Origin of the sequence: Cupriavidus sp. BIC8F (assembly GCF_032465815.1) — a bacterium.
In the GTDB taxonomy this organism is placed as follows: Bacteria; Pseudomonadota; Gammaproteobacteria; order Burkholderiales; family Burkholderiaceae; genus Cupriavidus; species Cupriavidus necator.
This window is the reverse complement of sequence record NZ_CP136097.1, coordinates 78,478-93,463: the sequence shown is the minus strand read 5'-3', so window position 1 is coordinate 93,463 and position 14,986 is coordinate 78,478. Positions and strand designations below refer to the sequence as shown.

Annotated in this window: 10 protein-coding genes, 1 tRNA gene and 4 pseudogenes; 7 read left to right on the top strand and 8 right to left on the bottom strand. The window is 63.0% G+C overall.

The window, feature by feature from the left end:
• Positions 1-276: 276 nt before the first annotated feature.
• Together RS901_RS36905 and RS901_RS36900 are read left to right on the top strand one after the other, a co-directional pair.
• Positions 277-1,392 carry a sensor histidine kinase gene (locus RS901_RS36905; protein WP_316157783.1) on the top strand — a complete coding sequence of 372 codons (1,116 nt, stop codon included), beginning with the start codon at positions 277-279 and terminating at the stop codon, positions 1,390-1,392.
• 741 nt (positions 1,393-2,133) lie between these two features.
• Positions 2,134-2,892, top strand: a complete 759-nt coding sequence (locus RS901_RS36900) for an NYN domain-containing protein (RefSeq protein WP_316157782.1) — start codon at positions 2,134-2,136, stop codon at positions 2,890-2,892.
• Between the two features lie 111 nt (positions 2,893-3,003).
• Here RS901_RS36900 and RS901_RS36895 read toward each other — a convergent pair.
• The 3 genes and pseudogenes from RS901_RS36895 to RS901_RS36885 form a co-directional block, all read right to left on the bottom strand.
• Positions 3,004-3,091: transfer RNA gene (locus RS901_RS36895), tRNA-Ile, on the bottom strand.
• Between the two features lie 262 nt (positions 3,092-3,353).
• A complete protein-coding gene (locus RS901_RS36890; RefSeq protein ID WP_316157781.1) occupies positions 3,354-3,812 on the bottom strand; it encodes a fumarate hydratase in 459 nt (152 codons plus the stop codon).
• 54 nt (positions 3,813-3,866) lie between these two features.
• Positions 3,867-4,028, bottom strand: a pseudogene (locus tag RS901_RS36885) (3'-5' exonuclease); the annotation flags it as partial.
• Between the two features lie 237 nt (positions 4,029-4,265).
• Here RS901_RS36885 and RS901_RS36880 point away from each other — a divergent pair.
• From RS901_RS36880 to RS901_RS36860, 5 genes and pseudogenes are all read left to right on the top strand, one after another.
• Positions 4,266-4,838, top strand: a complete 573-nt coding sequence (locus tag RS901_RS36880) for a PAS domain S-box protein (RefSeq protein WP_316157780.1) — start codon at positions 4,266-4,268, stop codon at positions 4,836-4,838.
• A 164-nt stretch (positions 4,839-5,002) separates the two neighbouring features.
• Positions 5,003-5,707 (top strand): annotated as a pseudogene (locus RS901_RS36875) (IS701 family transposase); the annotation flags it as partial.
• A 49-nt stretch (positions 5,708-5,756) separates the two neighbouring features.
• Positions 5,757-7,308 (top strand): annotated as a pseudogene (locus tag RS901_RS36870) (IS3 family transposase).
• A gap of 33 nt (positions 7,309-7,341) precedes the next feature.
• A pseudogene (locus RS901_RS36865) lies at positions 7,342-7,950 on the top strand (IS701 family transposase); the annotation flags it as partial.
• A gap of 328 nt (positions 7,951-8,278) precedes the next feature.
• Positions 8,279-9,184, top strand: coding sequence for a LysR family transcriptional regulator (locus RS901_RS36860; RefSeq protein ID WP_316157777.1), 906 nt, complete (start codon positions 8,279-8,281; stop codon positions 9,182-9,184).
• A 21-nt stretch (positions 9,185-9,205) separates the two neighbouring features.
• Here RS901_RS36860 and RS901_RS36855 read toward each other — a convergent pair whose 3' ends face one another.
• From RS901_RS36855 to RS901_RS36835, 5 genes are all read right to left on the bottom strand, one after another.
• A complete protein-coding gene (locus tag RS901_RS36855) occupies positions 9,206-9,907 on the bottom strand; it encodes a sterol desaturase family protein (RefSeq protein WP_316157776.1) in 702 nt (233 codons plus the stop codon).
• Between the two features lie 79 nt (positions 9,908-9,986).
• The gene (locus RS901_RS36850; protein ID WP_316157775.1) at positions 9,987-11,726 is read right to left on the bottom strand and encodes a GMC family oxidoreductase; all 1,740 of its coding nucleotides are present in this window, start codon (positions 11,724-11,726) and stop codon (positions 9,987-9,989) included.
• A gap of 45 nt (positions 11,727-11,771) precedes the next feature.
• A complete protein-coding gene (locus RS901_RS36845) occupies positions 11,772-12,734 on the bottom strand; it encodes a tripartite tricarboxylate transporter substrate binding protein (protein ID WP_316157774.1) in 963 nt (320 codons plus the stop codon).
• Positions 12,735-12,803: 69 nt separating this feature from the next.
• Positions 12,804-13,397: a UbiX family flavin prenyltransferase gene (locus tag RS901_RS36840; RefSeq protein WP_140951410.1), complete on the bottom strand. Its 594-nt coding sequence runs from the start codon at positions 13,395-13,397 to the stop codon at positions 12,804-12,806.
• A gap of 4 nt (positions 13,398-13,401) precedes the next feature.
• Positions 13,402-14,883, bottom strand: a complete 1,482-nt coding sequence (locus RS901_RS36835) for a UbiD family decarboxylase (RefSeq protein ID WP_316157849.1) — start codon at positions 14,881-14,883, stop codon at positions 13,402-13,404.
• Positions 14,884-14,986 lie beyond the last annotated feature (103 nt).

Here is a 14,986-nt window from a genome sequence, read left to right as displayed (position 1 = left end):
CACGGCTTGGCTTGCGTCCGCTCAAAAATTCGCGCCTTTGCTGAGGCGGGAATCAAGTGGGGTATTTGCCGCGCCTTGCATTGATGCGCCTACGTGGAAAGACACGCCGCGCGGGTACTTCATGCCTCGGAGACTGGCTGCCTCCCCAGAAGAGTGCACCATGCAGGCAGATCAAGGGATCTGACAGAGTCACCAAGCCCTCTTGACCATCCAAAGCTAACGTAAGATCCTATTCTGCATAATAAGTGCATTCGGGCTCACGCCAAAGGAACAGGCATGCGTCTAGCTGACTTCATCTTGCGGGACATGGGGCGCATTCTGGCGGAATGGGAGGCGTTTGCGACCACCCTACTGCCGGCTGCAAGACACCTGAACTCCCTCGCTCTGCGCAACCACGCACCGCAGATCCTGCAGGCCGTGGCCAAGGATTTGGCGACCCCCCAGACGAGGCAGGCTCAACGCGAAAAATCCCTGGGGCATGCCCCTGGGTTGCCCAGTGCGCCGGAGACTGCTGCACAAACACACGCCATCCTACGAGCGCGCAGTGGTTTCAACATCAACCAGTTGGTCGCTGAGTACCGGGCGCTACGCGCCAGCGTGCTGCGTTTGTGGATAGACGAATTTGAGCTGGTCGCCGCGGATCTGGATGACGTAATGCGATTCAACGAGGCGATCGATCAGGCCGTCGCGGAATCAGTGGATTTTTTCGATGCAGAGGTGGAGCAGTCGCGCAATCTGTTGCTCGGAATGCTAGGGCACGATCTGCGCAGTCCCCTGCAGACCATCCAGATGACCGCCGCATATCTGGCGGCGCTGAACGCCGGGGAAGAGGTAACGGAAGCGGCGGCCCGACTGATTCGAAGCGGCGCCAGCATGAATTCGCTTCTGGATGATTTGTGCGATTTCAATCGGACGCAACTCGGTTTAGGCATCAACATTGCTCCTGCTGACGTGGATCTGGCCAATGTGGTTGGCAATACCGTGGACCAGTTGCGGGCCGCTCATCCGGATCGCCGCATCGATCTTGAGGTGCTGGGCAACGTTCAGGGTATTTGGGACGGTACGCGCCTGCAGCAACTGATTTCTAATCTGGTGCTCAATGCGATCAGGTATGGCGCGCCGGACAATCCGGTCCGCGTCGTTGTCATTGGCTCTGACGCGGAAGTCCGTCTAGAGGTGACGAACAGCGGCCCCGCCATTGACCAGCTGACGCTGGGGCGGATCTTTGAGCCGCTGAGCAGAGGCCCAGACCACGCAGACAAACATGCGGGCGGTCTAGGGCTCGGGTTGTATATCGCGAGCGAAATTGCCAGGGCCCATCAAGGATCAATCGACGCCCGCTCCGACCAGACAGAGACGGCGTTTGAGGTCCGTTTACCGCGTCGCCGGTAGTAGGCAAACGGGGTAGCTTGAGCCTGCCCGGACGTGAAGCGCGTGTGGGTCTGCGCAGTGCCAGCGTATCTGGAATGTCTCAATGCGCGCGACTGCCAGAAAGGCGCGACCAACCGGCTGGCTAACCCAAACGAAAGAAATCGGGTAGAGCATCTCGCTCTACCGGCGCGGCAACGAACAGAGGGTGCCACTGCCAGGCCGGCAACCGGCATCGCAAACAGCAGCGCCGGTCGCATCGTAGCCTGCCGTGCCTCCCGAACTGCTCGAGCACTGCACGGCGCCCCTGCCGTCGGTCACGCACTGGCCTACCCCGCAGCGGGCGTCGCCATACTGGTCAAGCGCGATACCGCCACCAGGCTGGGCGCAACGGACTTCGCCAGTGCGAGTGGTGACACACTGGCCCGGACCGTTGGGGCAGGCCAAGTTGCCGTAGGCGTCGCGAAAGCAGGTGGCGGCATTCGTCCCACCAGCGGCGAGGAGCAGGACAAGGGCAGCCGCGCAGGAATTGATTCTTGGGATAGGCATTCGTCGTAGCCAGGCCGAAAGGTACCAGGCAACTTTTTACCGCCAAAGTCGCGTCCAACGTTCCCTCCCCCAGTGGGGGGTGTCATGAAGACCGGAGGTGGCGCGCACGTTGAGGTCCCACTTGCGTGTCGTAGTACTGCTGGATCGGCTCGACTTCTGGACAACTATCCATGCCCGTCCATATGATGCGGGAATAACAATGCAAAGGTGGAAGCGATGGCGGGTCAATTGGTCGGAATAGACGCCCGGGTTGCAGTGCTGGTCGACTGCGACAACACTACTCCAGAGATTCTCGAATACGCGCTCCGGGTCGTGGCCCAGTTTGGGCGCGTGGTCCTTCGCAGAGGGTACGGCAATCACGCCACACTTGCCCACAAATGGCAGGAGGCTTTGGTGAAGCTGGCCTTCACGCCGTGTCTGCAATATCAGTATGCGGCTGGCAAGAACACCGCGGATATCGCCTTGGCGCTAGATGCGATGGAGGCCATGTTTGACTCTCGCGCCAACACGTTCTGCCTTGTCACCAGCGATTCGGATTTCGCCTACCTCTGCCGCAAGCTCCGCGAACGCGGTGCCACCGTGCATATCGTTGGCGAGGCTAAAACGCCGGATGCGCTACGTAATGCCAGCGATCAGTTCTTCGAGTGGCTGCCGCCGGAGCCTGTCATCGAACCGGCGGACCCTGCAAAGCTGAAGGCTACAGCGGCTCCCGCGAAGCCACCGGCGATGCGACGGCCCAAGGCCGTAATCAAGGCTGTCGAACTGCTCGCCGGCGACACACCGGACGGCTGGGTAGGTTTGGGCGCCCTGGGGCAGTACCTCAAGCGCACCGACCCCGGATTCTCCCCGAAGGCTTTCGGCCATGCCGCGCTGTCTGACATGGTTCGCACCTACCCCGACTTAGTCATGAACCAGTTGAACGGGACAGGGTTCTGGGTCAGCTTGAAACCGAAGGCTGATGTGACCGAGGGGTGATCGGCGCCCACACGAAAGCGGGGTGTTTGCTCGGATCTGCCTGTGGTGACAAATAAGACGGCATTCAGGCTGGAATCGTCGAATCTAGAAGAGCTTTCAGTACATCGCGCTTGGTGGGCCGGGTGGGATTCGAACCCACGGTGGGATGTCTCCGGCGGATTATGAGTCCGCTGCCTGCAACCAACACGGCGTCCGGCCCTGTAGCGACGCGCGAGATTCTACCCTGAAGTTCGCGAGCGAGTCGTCGGCACGCATAAATCTCGTCACACTGGTCGAGGAACCAACCTCTGTGCCTCATCCACTATGACCCCGGCAAAATAGAGGTTGATCGATGCCGGCTCATACTTGCTGAAGATAATTGGCTCGACGCACGGGTCGGCAGAGGATTAGACCGGGCGCAAGCGGTGCGCCCTTTCCGTCATCGACCGGTTGGCGAAGTACCGCACCAGCCGAGGTAACGATTATGCCGAAACTTCGGGTGTCGCTACGGTCGGAACCACCTTCTTTGCGGGAGCCCGCTTTTTCGTCACGGCTTTCACTGCGGCCTTCTTCGGCGCAGTTTTCGCGGAGGCTTTGCTACCGGTCACAGCCTTTTTCGGGGCCGCCTTCGTGGCGGCTGCTTTGCCTGTGGCCTTCTTGGCGCCCGCAGCCTTTGCCTTCTTCGCCGCCAGCTTGTCCTTTGCGGCTTGCTTCTCGAAGCGAAGCGCGGACCTTGCGGCTTCCACCGCCTGCGCAACTTCGCGCTTTGCCGCCTCAATGGCCTTCTTCGTGTCAGTGCGCAGCTTCAGCAATCGCTTTTTCGCTGCCTGAGCCTCACGTGCAAGCACGCTGGCCTTCTTTGTTGGCACGGCCACTTTTTTTGCGGCAGGCTTGTTCTTCGAGACTGCCCTGACCTTCGTTGCTTTCGTTGCAGCGACCATTGTCGATTACCCGCTAGTTGTGAAGCGCGGAGTATAACCGTATGTGTGTCCGCCCCAAAGAGGTCTATCTTGGCGTGCAATACCACTCGGATGCAGTAGATTGCCGACAAACCGGGCCGCTTCACTCATGACCTTCGACGCAGCAAGCGCATCTGCAATCATGTCATTGGTGATTCCCGTCAGGCTTACAACCTGCGAGGGGATACGCCTTCCCGCACACCGATGCTACGCCACCCACCGCTCTCCCACCGTTTGACATTTACCCGTAACACCGTGGACAAGGAGTCGCCTTCACCTCATCGTGTAGCCGCCACCGCGTGTACTTGCAGCGCAGTCATCTGCTCAACCGGATGACGCAAGCTCGTCAGCCCTTAGATATCCCCCGAGGTAAAATTGCAAGCACCACTGGCGTCCAGGGAGGGGCGCCCACAACACTAATAACAAATAACAAATATGGCAACACTGCCGCCCATGCACGTCATGGACTTGCTGCTCGACGCGATCTGCGTCGTCGACCGCGAAGGCCGTTTCCTGTCCATCACAGGGGCTTGCGAAAGCATCTTTGGCTACAGACCGGAGGAAATGCTGGGCAAGCCCATGATTGACTTCGTCTTTCATGAGGATCGGGAGAGAACGCTGAAGGCTGTCGAACGGATCGAGGCTGGTTATCTGCAGCGTCAATTCGAGAACCGCTATTTGCGCAAGGACGGCAGTATCGTGCACATCATGTGGTCGGCGCGCTTGTCCGACTGCCAGAGCCAGCGGGTGGCCGTCGCCCGCGATATTTCGGACCGTGCACAGGTGCTGCCGGAGGAGCGGCTGCTGTCCGATGGCTCGCCGGCAGAGGCGCCTTGGCGACTATCGGATGCACCCCCTACCCTGATTCCGCCTGGGTTCGCACCCATTCCGCTATCGGCGCAGGATTACATGGTCTTGCACGCACTCGCCAGTGGCGATGAATGCGTGACGCGCAAGGCCATTGTGCGGGCGCTTGGAGAGGATTTTCTCCATTATGCTCAACTTTAGACATTCAGGCCCGCTCAACGAGCGGGTTGGAAACGGATTCAAGAAATCGAAAAATGCTTGACATGGGGCAATGATCGTGTGGCCGCCGCGCGCTTGCGCGCGGGTTTTAGCGCAAGCAGCGCGGCGGCCAATGAGGATCGTTTTCGGTCCTCTTGCGATTGCCCATGTCTTTGTCCAACCGTGTACGACTGTGTCTGTCCGAATGGATCAACCTCCTGCTTCTGGCCGTGCCGATTCGCTCTCGCGCGAGCTTTATCGAACTGCTGTGCGGCTGTATGGTTTCGCCAGAAGGCTGGGTGACGCGCGCTATCAGCGCCATCGCGCGACGCAGGCACTGGACGACCTACTACAAGCTTCTCGAGCGCGGCAGCTTGCGCACCGTGCGTTTGGCCCGCCGATTGTTCTTGCTGGTGCTCACAGTGCTGCCATGCGATGTGCTGACATTGGTCATCGACGATACGCTGGTGCCGCGCTCCTCGGAGCAGGCGCCCGGTTGCGCGTATCGCCACGACCACAGCCGAAAGATCAATCGGCCGCAATTCATGCGGGCCCAGTGCTGGGTCACACTGGGCGTGAGCGCGCTGGGCAACGGAGGGGGAAATCTGGTGCTGCCAATTCTCTCGCGGCTGGTGCCAAACGCCGGCAACCGCAACAAGCTGAAGATTGCGCTGGTGCTGGTCCGCTCTCTGGCAGGGGTGGCCAACAAGCCGGTGCGCGTACTGTTCGATTCGTGGTTCATGCGCGCCCGCCTGGTATTGCCTTTGCTGCGCAGACAAATGCATGTGATTGGACAGGCGCGCATCGACACCGCACTGTTTCTCGTCCCGCCACCGCCAACTACACCCCCCCGGCGTCAGGATAGATGTCACGTCACCTGATTCTTAGAGACGAGGTCCGGGGGCGGTAAAATCAGGGTAAATGAAAGCCTACTCAGCAGAGAGAAGAGAAGCGCTGGTGCGCCGCATGATGCCGCCAGAAAACGTGCTGGTTTCAGCGCTGGCCAGGGAAACGGGATTACCGAGCAGACGTTGTACACGTGGCGCCGACAGGCGAAAGGAAAGGGGCTGGTCGTGCCGGGCGATGGGAAGAATCCCGAAGGATGGTCTTCGGAAGACAAGTTTGCGGTAGTGCTGGAAACCGCCCCGCTCAATGCAGCGGAGCTGGCCGAGTACTGCCGGCGCAAGGGTCTTTATCCCGAACAGATCGCCGCCTGGCGGGCCGCCTGTCTGGCAGCCAATGCGAACGCTGCGGAGCAGGCGCGGGAGCAGCGGCATCAGTCGAAAGACGACAGGAAACGCATCCACCAGCTCGAGAAGGAATTACAGCGCAAGGAGAAAGCGCTGGCGGAAGCGGCTGCGCTGCTGATTCTGAGAAAAAAAGCCCAGGCGATCTGGGGAGACAAAGAGGACGATTGATCAACGTCCCGGATCGCCTGTTATGTATATCGTTGATCCGCGAGGCAGCGCAGTCCGGCTGCCGGTTGGAGAAGGCTTGCAAAGAACTGGGCCTGAGCCTGCGCACGTTCCAGCGCTGGGTGGGTGACGGCGACGCGGTGCCGGCCGATCGCCGCACGACGACCGTGCGGCCGGAACCGGGCAACAAACTGAGCGACGCCGAACGGCAACAGATTCTTGAGGTTGCCATCAGTGAGGAGTTTGCCAGCCTGCCGCCCAGCCAGATCGTGCCGGGTCTGGCCGACCGCGGCGTGTACCTCGCGTCGGAGTCGAGCTTTTACCGTGTGCTGCGCAGCGTTTCGCAGCAGCACCACCGGGGTCGTGCGCGCCAACCCTCGGCTCGGGTGGTGACCAGTCATTGTGCGACGGCGCCGAACCAGGTCTGGTCGTGGGACATCACGTGGCTGCCGTCGGCGGTCAAGGGGCGGTATTACTACTGGTACATGATGCTGGACGTGTTCAGCCGCAAAATTGTCGGTCACGAAGTGCATGAGGCGGAATCGGCGGAACTGGCCGCACTGCTGATGCGGCGTGCCAGTCTGGCCGAGAGCCTGGCGGGACGTCCGCTGGTGCTGCACTCGGATAACGGCAGCCCGATGAAAGGCGCGACGATGCTCGCCACCCTGGAAAACCTGGGAGTGGCGGCGTCGTTCAGCCGGCCGCGCGTGAGCAACGACAACCCGTACGCCGAGTCGCTGTTCCGCACCTGCAAGTACCGGCCCAACTACCCACGCAGGCCGTTCGGCAGTGTCGATGAGGCCCGTGCCTGGACGCAGCAGTTCGTGCGTTGGTACAACCACGAGCACAAACACAGCGGCCTGAAATTCGTCACGCCGGCGCAGCGCCACAACGGTGTAGCCGCTGCTGTGCTTGCGCAGCGCAAGGCCGTGTACGCGGAGGCCAAGGCGCGCAATCCGCAGCGTTGGTCTCGATCGACGCGCAATTGGGAGCTGGAGAATGAAGTCTGGCTCAATCCGGAACGGATGCAGCCGCAAGAACTAAAGCAGTCCGCATGAAGTGACGCGTCAACTATCTTGACAACCGCCGCACCCAGACGTGGTCGCAAGCGCATCTATGGCGAGCGCCTGAATGCCGAGGCCATCGAAGCACTGCCCGCGATCGAACTGCGCATGCCGCTCTATGGCAAAGACCAGCAGGTTCGCCTGCGCTCTGCCGAGGCCCGCGCTCGCTTCCTCAAGGGCGCGTTGGTGCGTGCCGTCTGGTGCCAGTTCTTCGATGCGAAGAAACAGGTCTGGACCAAGCCCCGTCTGCTGCTCGCGACCGAAACGGACTTGAGCGCCGAGGAGGTCGTGCAGTTGTACGCGCGCCGCTGGGGCATAGAACCGCTGTTCCACAATCTCAAGCGCTGGTTCGGCGTGAGCAATCTCTGGCAGCAAACGCGCACCGTGCTGGAGTTGTGGATGCAAATTCGCTCGATGGCCTGGACTTTGAACCAACTGCTGAGTCTGGTGCTTGCCGAGACCTTCCCGATGGACTCGGTCGCACCATGGCGCGTGAATCAGCCCGTCACAGCCGGCCTGGTCATGCAGTGGCTGCGCATGGAATTTACTGGACTTGCGTTTCGCGATGGCCTGAACCGCAAGTCCCAGAAATTCCAGTGGCCGACGCCACGCAACGACACGCGACCGACCTCGTAGGACTGCCCGCGCGCGCTTCTGACGGCGTCTCATTGCTGTTTCCATTGCCAAATCGCGTCGTTAACGACCACCATCGCAGCCGGCGAGGCGGCCGTTCGCATGTCTAATGTTGAGGTATTAGTTCTAATAGTGTTTTTTGATTCGCTAAATCAATTCCGATGATGCCAGTCCGGATGGGCGTTGACGAGCACATCTGGCCTGCTAACGCGCCAGGGGGTAAGTGTTTTCCCCAAATAGTGGGCAGGCGTTCCCGCGATGGGGCGGCAAAAAAGCTGATAAGCTCAGCCCCAGCCGTACAAAATTATTGATACCTGATCGATCACTTGGCATGGACCTCAAACAGATCCAGTATTTCATTGCGCTGTTCGAAGACGGCTCCGTCACGCGCGCGGCGAAACGGCTGAATATCGTGCAGCCGGCGCTGAGCATGCAGATCGCCAAGCTGGAGGAAGAGTTTGGACAGAAGCTGTTCGATCGCATCCCGCATGGCATGGTGCCGACCGCCGCCGGCCGCATGATGTATCGGCTGTTCCTGCCGATCGTGCGCGACCTGGCCAATGCGCGGCAACAGCTGATGCAACGCGACGAGCAAGTGGCCGGCAGCATCTCCATCGGCATGGTGGCGTCGGAGACGGAGAGCGTGCTGGTGGGTTCGCTGGCGCGTTTCAACGCGCGCTACCCGAACGTGGAGGTATCGGTCGCGGACGGCTTCAGCGCCACGCTGATCGACCTGGTTTCCGCCGGCCAGCTTGACGCGGCCGTGGTACATAAGCCCCGTGGCAAGCTCTCGCTCCATGTGCAATCCCTGCACGACGAGGAAATGGTGCTGGTCACCAGTGCCAAACATGGCCCGGAACTGCCGGCAGCCGTGGAACTCACCAAGCTGCCGGGGCTGGAACTGGTGCTGCCCACCAAGCGCCATGGCTTGCGCGGCGTGCTGGATGCGGCCACGCAACAGGAAGACGTGACCTTGCAGCCGAAGTTCGAGATCGACATCCTTGGCACCATCGTCCAGTTCGTCGAAGCCACGCGCTTTGCCACGGTGCTGCCGCGCATCGTGGTGCAACGCGCCGTGGGCGAGGGCCGGTTGCGCGTGTACCCCATCCTTGCGCCGCGCATCGTACGCCACCTGGTGTGCGTGAGCCATCCGCAGCACCCGCTCAGCACGGCCGCCGACGCGCTGATCGCGATCGTGGCCGAGGAGATCCGGAGGGTATCCGGCACCGCCGCCTGATCCGGGCGCTGCGGCCCTGGACTACCCCTGCCCTTCCACCGGCCTGCGCACCGCGCGCGGGGCATCGCTGCGCGTGCCGAACAGCGTGTCGCAGATCGGGAAGGTCAGGTTGAAGTTCTGCATGGCCATCAGTTCGGGATCGTGATGCGTGACGTGCAGGCGCCGCACGGTACCCACCAATGGCATCTTGTCCAGCAGCGGGCTGTCCGTGATGTGCGATAGCGTATGCAGTCCTTCGTACATCAGGTAGTACGCCGCCATCGTCATCAGCGCGATATACCCCGCGTTCTTCGAGAACACCGCGCCGATCGCCAGTGCGAACGGCACTGCGGCAAGCACGAAAGCCACCGGCGCAAAGGGCGGGAACAACAAGGCGCGCCAGTGCTTCTGGCCTTTGTACTCAAGCGTAAGGTGCGTGAAGAAGCGATGATGCACCGCGCAATGCCGTTTGTAGAGCATGCTGAAAAAGCGCGTCGGCCGATGCAGTACATAGCGGTGCGCGGCCCACTCGGCCCAGTTCCCGAACAGGAAAATCGGCACGATCGCGAGCCACTGCGCCAGCGTCGGTGCTTGCAGTTTCATCGCGCACCAGGCAATCACCCCACCCGTGAACAGCAGCGTGAAGGCGAGATGCAGTTCGCCGCGGTACCACGCGGGCGTGGACGCGACATACTCGTCGCGGAAGCGGTAAGAGCGTGCGCGGACTTCGTCATCGTATTTCATCGTTGTCTCCTCGTTCCAGGCGCTGGTGGCGCGCCATAGTGCAGCTTCGGTGTTCACCTTTGGTTTTCAGCTTCGGTGTTCAGCCCGGATCGGCAACTTCGCTCAACGCCCGCCGGGTTGCGCGGCGCTCGGCCAACATGGCATCGGCGATCTTTTCCGCGAACATGATGGTGGGAATGTTGGTATTGGCCGTCGGCAGCCGAGGCATCAGCGACGCGTCGACGACGCGCAACCGGCCGACATCGTGGACGCGGCCCGTTGTATCCGTCACCGCGCTCCGGTCCGCATGCGCGCCCATCCGGCAAGTGCCGCTGGCATGCCAGACCCCGAAGACGCTCTGGCGCACGAAGCCCTCCAACGCGGACTCATCCGCGAGCAGGCTGGCCAGGTTTGCCCCGCCCGTGACAAAGCGCGCGATCAGGCTTCTGCGTAGCGGCCCCGAGACATCCAGCAGTGCCCCCAGCAACGCGGTGAGCAGCGCATTGCCGGGGCTCACGCGGCTCATTGCCCTGACGCGCGGCGAAAAGATGGCGGGGAAGAAATCATCCGGATGCTGATGCAAAGCCGACGCACCGACGATCCGCACCAGCCTGCGCACACCAGCCACCATGCGTCGCAGATCCCGTTCGTCATCCAGCAGGTTGAGCTCCACCAGTGGCGACACCTCCGGCTGGGCGCCCGCAAGGCTCACCTGCCCACGCGAGAATGGCCGGTTGCACCACAGGAAGAAGAGGCCGAGCCGATTACCGAGCGCATGCCAGCCCGCCCGTGTCGAGCTGGACAAATACATGTCCGACGCTTCGCCGCCCGGCACTTCGGATGAGAAGCGCGCCGCCGTCATGCTGGAGCGCCGGCGCGCGAGCGGCATGCGGTACTCGGGCGCGAGGAACTGGCAGAAGGTCAGCGCAGGATGATCCTGGAGATTGCGGCCAACGCCGGGCCGGTCGGCCACCACCTCGATGCCGAGCGCCTGCAGCGCGGCCGCGTCGCCAATTCCCGCGCGCATCAGGATGGCAGGAGACTGCAGCGCGCCCGCTGACACGATGACCTCTGCGGCTTCCAGCGCCAGCCGCGCCCCGTCGGCACGAACGGCGATCACGCCGCGCGCTTCGCGTCCGGTTACGACCAGCTCCTTCACCGTTGTCTCGGCAAAGATCCGCAGATTGGTCCGCTTGCGCGTGTTCGCATCGAGATAGGCGATGGCGGTCGATACCCGCTTGCCATCGAGGTTCGAGAAGGCAGCGGGAAACCAGCCATCGCCGAACTCCGCGTTCTGGTCGTCCAGCGCGGACAATCCGCTGCGGCCCATCGCTTGCGCAAAAGCCGTGCAAAATGGCGGCCATGCCGGCGGCAGGATGCGGCGGATCGGCACCGGGCCGTCGCTGCCGTGCATCGGGCTGCTGGCGAAATCCACATCGCGTTCGAGCTTGCGGAAATACGGCAACACCTCCTGCCAGGACCAGCCGGGCGCGCCCGACGCCGCCCACTCATCGTAGTCGCGCGGCAGCCCGCGGTTGGCGGCCTGCACATTGATGCTCGAGCCGCCGCCCATGACGCGCCCTTGCTCGTAGAGTCTGGCGCGCCCCCCCGCCACGGCGCGCGCCTGCAGCGATGGCCAGAGGTACCGGTCGCCGAAGAACAGGGGCATCGGATAGCTGTCGAGAATCTCCGCCGGCACCGCGCCGGGTGGCGTATCGACGCCCCCTTCGATCAGCGCGACGCGTATGCCGGGGTCCCGCGACAGGCGATTGGCCAGCACGCAGCCGGCCGACCCGCCGCCAACGATCACATAGTCGAAGCGGTCCCTCGGCGTACCCATGTGTTGTCCCCTGATCATGTGCGTGGTTACTGCGTCATTGCTGCGTCATTGCGAGGGGATGGCCGCGTCATGCACGACCTGCTTCCACTTCGCCAGTTCCTTGCCGATGAACGCCGAGAAGTCCGCCGCGCTGCCGCCGGCCGGCCGGACGCCCTGGTCGTGGAAGATGTTGCGCACATCCGCCGTGCGCAGCGCGTCGTTGATCTGCGCGTTCAGCTTGCGCACGATCTCCGGGGGCGTGCCGGCCGGCGCGACAATGCCGTGCCACGAGGACGCGTCATAGCCGGGCAGGCCGCTCTCCGCCATGGTGGGCACCGTGGCAAGCGACGCGAAGCGGCTCCGGTCCGCCACGGCGAGCGCGCGTACCTTGCCGGACTTCACGAACGGCAGCACATGGGGCAAGGCGTCGAAGGCCACTTCGACCTGCCCGCCGGCCAGGTCGGTCAGCATGGGCGTGCTGCCCTTGTAAGGCACCTGGGCAAGCGAGACGCCCGCACTGCGCTCGAACAGCGCCATGGCAAGGTGATTGGATGAACCGCTGCCCGACGAGCCATAGTTGATCTTGCCGGGCGTGCCTTTCGCGGCTTTGACGAGATCGTCCACGGACCGGATCGGCGACCCGCTTGTCACCACCAGGGTCATCGGCGACTGCCCCGCCAGGATGACGGGCGTGAAGTCCTTGAGGGTGTCGTAAGGCAGCGACTTGTAGAGCCAGGGATTGGCACCGAAGGGGAACTGCACCACCAGCAGGGTGTAGCCATCGGGCGCGGCCTTGGCCACGAACGAGGTGCCGATGATCGTGCCCGCCCCGGGCTTGTTGTCCACCACCACGGGCTGGCCCCAGGCTGCGGTGAGCCGGCTGCCGACGATGCGGGCCAGCGTATCGTTAAAGCCGCCGGGCGGGTACGGCACCACGATGCGGATCGGCTTGGCGGGATAGCCGTCCGCATGGGCAAGTCCCGTTGCCAACAGCAAAGCGAGCCCGGCATGGGCGAGCCACGTTTTCATGTCTGTCTCCTGCTGGTTCAGTATTCAAGGCGCGGCCGGGATCGACGCCCCGGTCCGCTGCGCTGGCGTTCAGCCGGCGAAATCGTGAGCGAGCCCCGACCAGCGGCTGGCCAGTGTGTCGTGCTCGATCTGGAACAGGTCGAGGATGCGACCCACGGTGTGATTGACCACGTCCTCGATGCTGACCGGATGCGTGTAGAAGGCGGGAACGGGCGGCATCACGACCGCGCCCATCTCAGTGGCGTGCACCATGTTGCGCAGATGGGCCAGGTTCAGCGGGGTTTCACGCGCCACCAGCACCAGGCGCCGCCGCTCCTTGAGCACCACGTCCGCGGCACGCGTCAGCAGGTTGTCGGAGAACCCGTTGGCCACCGATGCCAGCGTCTTCATCGAGCATGGCGCAACCACCATGCCCTCGGTCACGAAGGAGCCGCTAGCTACGGTCGCGCCGATATCGCGCACGTTATGCACGATGTCGGCAAGCGCTTCGAGCTCGCTGCGCTTGATGCCGAGTTCCTGGGTCGCGGTGAGCATGCCCGAAGCCGACACGATGAGATGCGACTCGACGTTGTCCAGGCTGCGTATCGCCTTGAGGAGGTTGACGCCGATGGCGGCGCCGCTGGCGCCGGAGATGCCGACGATGATGCGTTTCTGGCTGGCCATGGCATCACGCTCCATCGCCGAGATACGCTTTCCAGCGCGATGAGTCGGCCGACACCAGCGCCTGCAGATCGATGGTTGACTCGCCTGGAATCCGCACGCGCGTGAACACATGCCCCGCGTACTTGACCGGGCGGGTCGCGTCGAGCCCCATCTTGGCGCAGATGCCTTGCAGGTGCGGCTCCGGGTTGTCGATACCGGCCAGGCTGGCCGCGACGGTCGTGGAGGGATCGAGCACCGAGCCCTGCGCCCCCGCGATCACCACCAGGTCCTGGTCCGCCTGGAAGCGCGTCGCGACCGCCCATTCGACCTCGGCGGGGTCGTGGACGTCGACATCGGTATCCACCACGATCACCTGCTTGATGTCGTAATGCGCGCCAAACGCTGAGAGAATGACGTTCTTCGCCTCGCCCTCGCGCTTCTTGTCGAGCTTCACATACAAGTGATACCGGCATACGCCGCCCACTGACAGATGCACATCCTGCACCCCGGGATGGCTGCGCTGCAGATGTGCCAGCAAGGTGGCCTCGCGCGGAATCGCCCCAAGCAGCAGGTGCTCCATCTCCGCCGGCACGATGGTGTGATAGATCGGGCGATGCCGGTGCGTGACAGCATCGACCTGGATGACCTCGCGCAACTCGGCGCTGCTGTAGTACTTGGGAAACTCGCCAAAGGGTCCTTCCATCTCGCGCTCGCCGGGCAGAAGCCGGCCCTCGATCACGATCTCGGCATTGGCTGGCACGCGCACATCGCTGGTGCGGCACTTGATCACGGGAAGCGGCGCCCCATGCAGCGCGCCGGCGATCTCCAATTCGTCATGGTCGATCGGTGTGATGGCCTGCGAAGCCAGCATGGTGAGAGGATCGACACCGATGACGATGGCGATCGGCAGAGCCTCGCCGCATGCTTCGGCCGCACGGTAGAACGCGTCGAGATGGCGTGGCAGCATCAGGATGGCCATGCGGTCCGGCGCATGCACCTGGATGCGGTGGATCGAGACGTTCTGCACGCCCGAGCGCGGGTTTCGCGCGATGGCCAGGCCGGCCGTGATATAGGGACCGTTGTCGTGCTCGCTGTGGGTCGGGATGGGCAACAGTTCGTGCAGGTTCACCTTGTCCAGGTGGATGACCTGCTGGCACGCTGCCTCGCACTGGGCGATCTCGCGCACCGGCAGGGGCTGCGCGGCCGCACTGCGGAAGCGTTCCAGCAAGCCGTCTTCGGGCACCCTCATCGCCTCGGCGATCCACGAGCGGCGAGACATGAATCCGCTCACCACCGGAATCGCATGGCCACCGGGCCGGTTGAAGAAGGCCGCGCGCTCGCCATCCAGCCGCTTGGCGACCGCGGCAAGGGTGTGCTCAAGCGCAACCGGCTCGTCTATTGCCGCCAGCCTGCCGGTGTTGCCAAGGTGGCGCAGCCAGCTGCGCAGGGTCAGCGCCTCCTCCGGCAACGCCATGGGTTCCGGCGCGCGGTACGTTGATTCGGCCATGTGCCTGAACATTGCATTGCTCCTGAGTCGTCGGCGTGCGGCCCAGGTCCTGACTGGCCCACCGCACGCAAGGTGAGGCAAGCCTAGTCAGGAAGCTACATCA

Bases quoted from the DNA above. Each gene is read 5' to 3' on its own strand.
- RS901_RS36905 (WP_316157783.1), top strand. From the start codon at position 277: ATGCGTCTAGCTGACTTCATCTTGCGGGACATGGGGCGCATTCTGGCG.
- RS901_RS36900 (WP_316157782.1), top strand. From the start codon at position 2,134: ATGGCGGGTCAATTGGTCGGAATAGACGCCCGGGTTGCAGTGCTGGTC.
- RS901_RS36890 (WP_316157781.1), bottom strand. From the start codon at position 3,812: ATGGTCGCTGCAACGAAAGCAACGAAGGTCAGGGCAGTCTCGAAGAAC.
- RS901_RS36880 (WP_316157780.1), top strand. From the start codon at position 4,266: ATGGCAACACTGCCGCCCATGCACGTCATGGACTTGCTGCTCGACGCG.
- RS901_RS36860 (WP_316157777.1), top strand. From the start codon at position 8,279: ATGGACCTCAAACAGATCCAGTATTTCATTGCGCTGTTCGAAGACGGC.
- RS901_RS36855 (WP_316157776.1), bottom strand. From the start codon at position 9,907: ATGAAATACGATGACGAAGTCCGCGCACGCTCTTACCGCTTCCGCGAC.
- RS901_RS36850 (WP_316157775.1), bottom strand. From the start codon at position 11,726: ATGGGTACGCCGAGGGACCGCTTCGACTATGTGATCGTTGGCGGCGGG.
- RS901_RS36845 (WP_316157774.1), bottom strand. From the start codon at position 12,734: ATGAAAACGTGGCTCGCCCATGCCGGGCTCGCTTTGCTGTTGGCAACG.
- RS901_RS36840 (WP_140951410.1), bottom strand. From the start codon at position 13,397: ATGGCCAGCCAGAAACGCATCATCGTCGGCATCTCCGGCGCCAGCGGC.
- RS901_RS36835 (WP_316157849.1), bottom strand. From the start codon at position 14,883: ATGGCCGAATCAACGTACCGCGCGCCGGAACCCATGGCGTTGCCGGAG.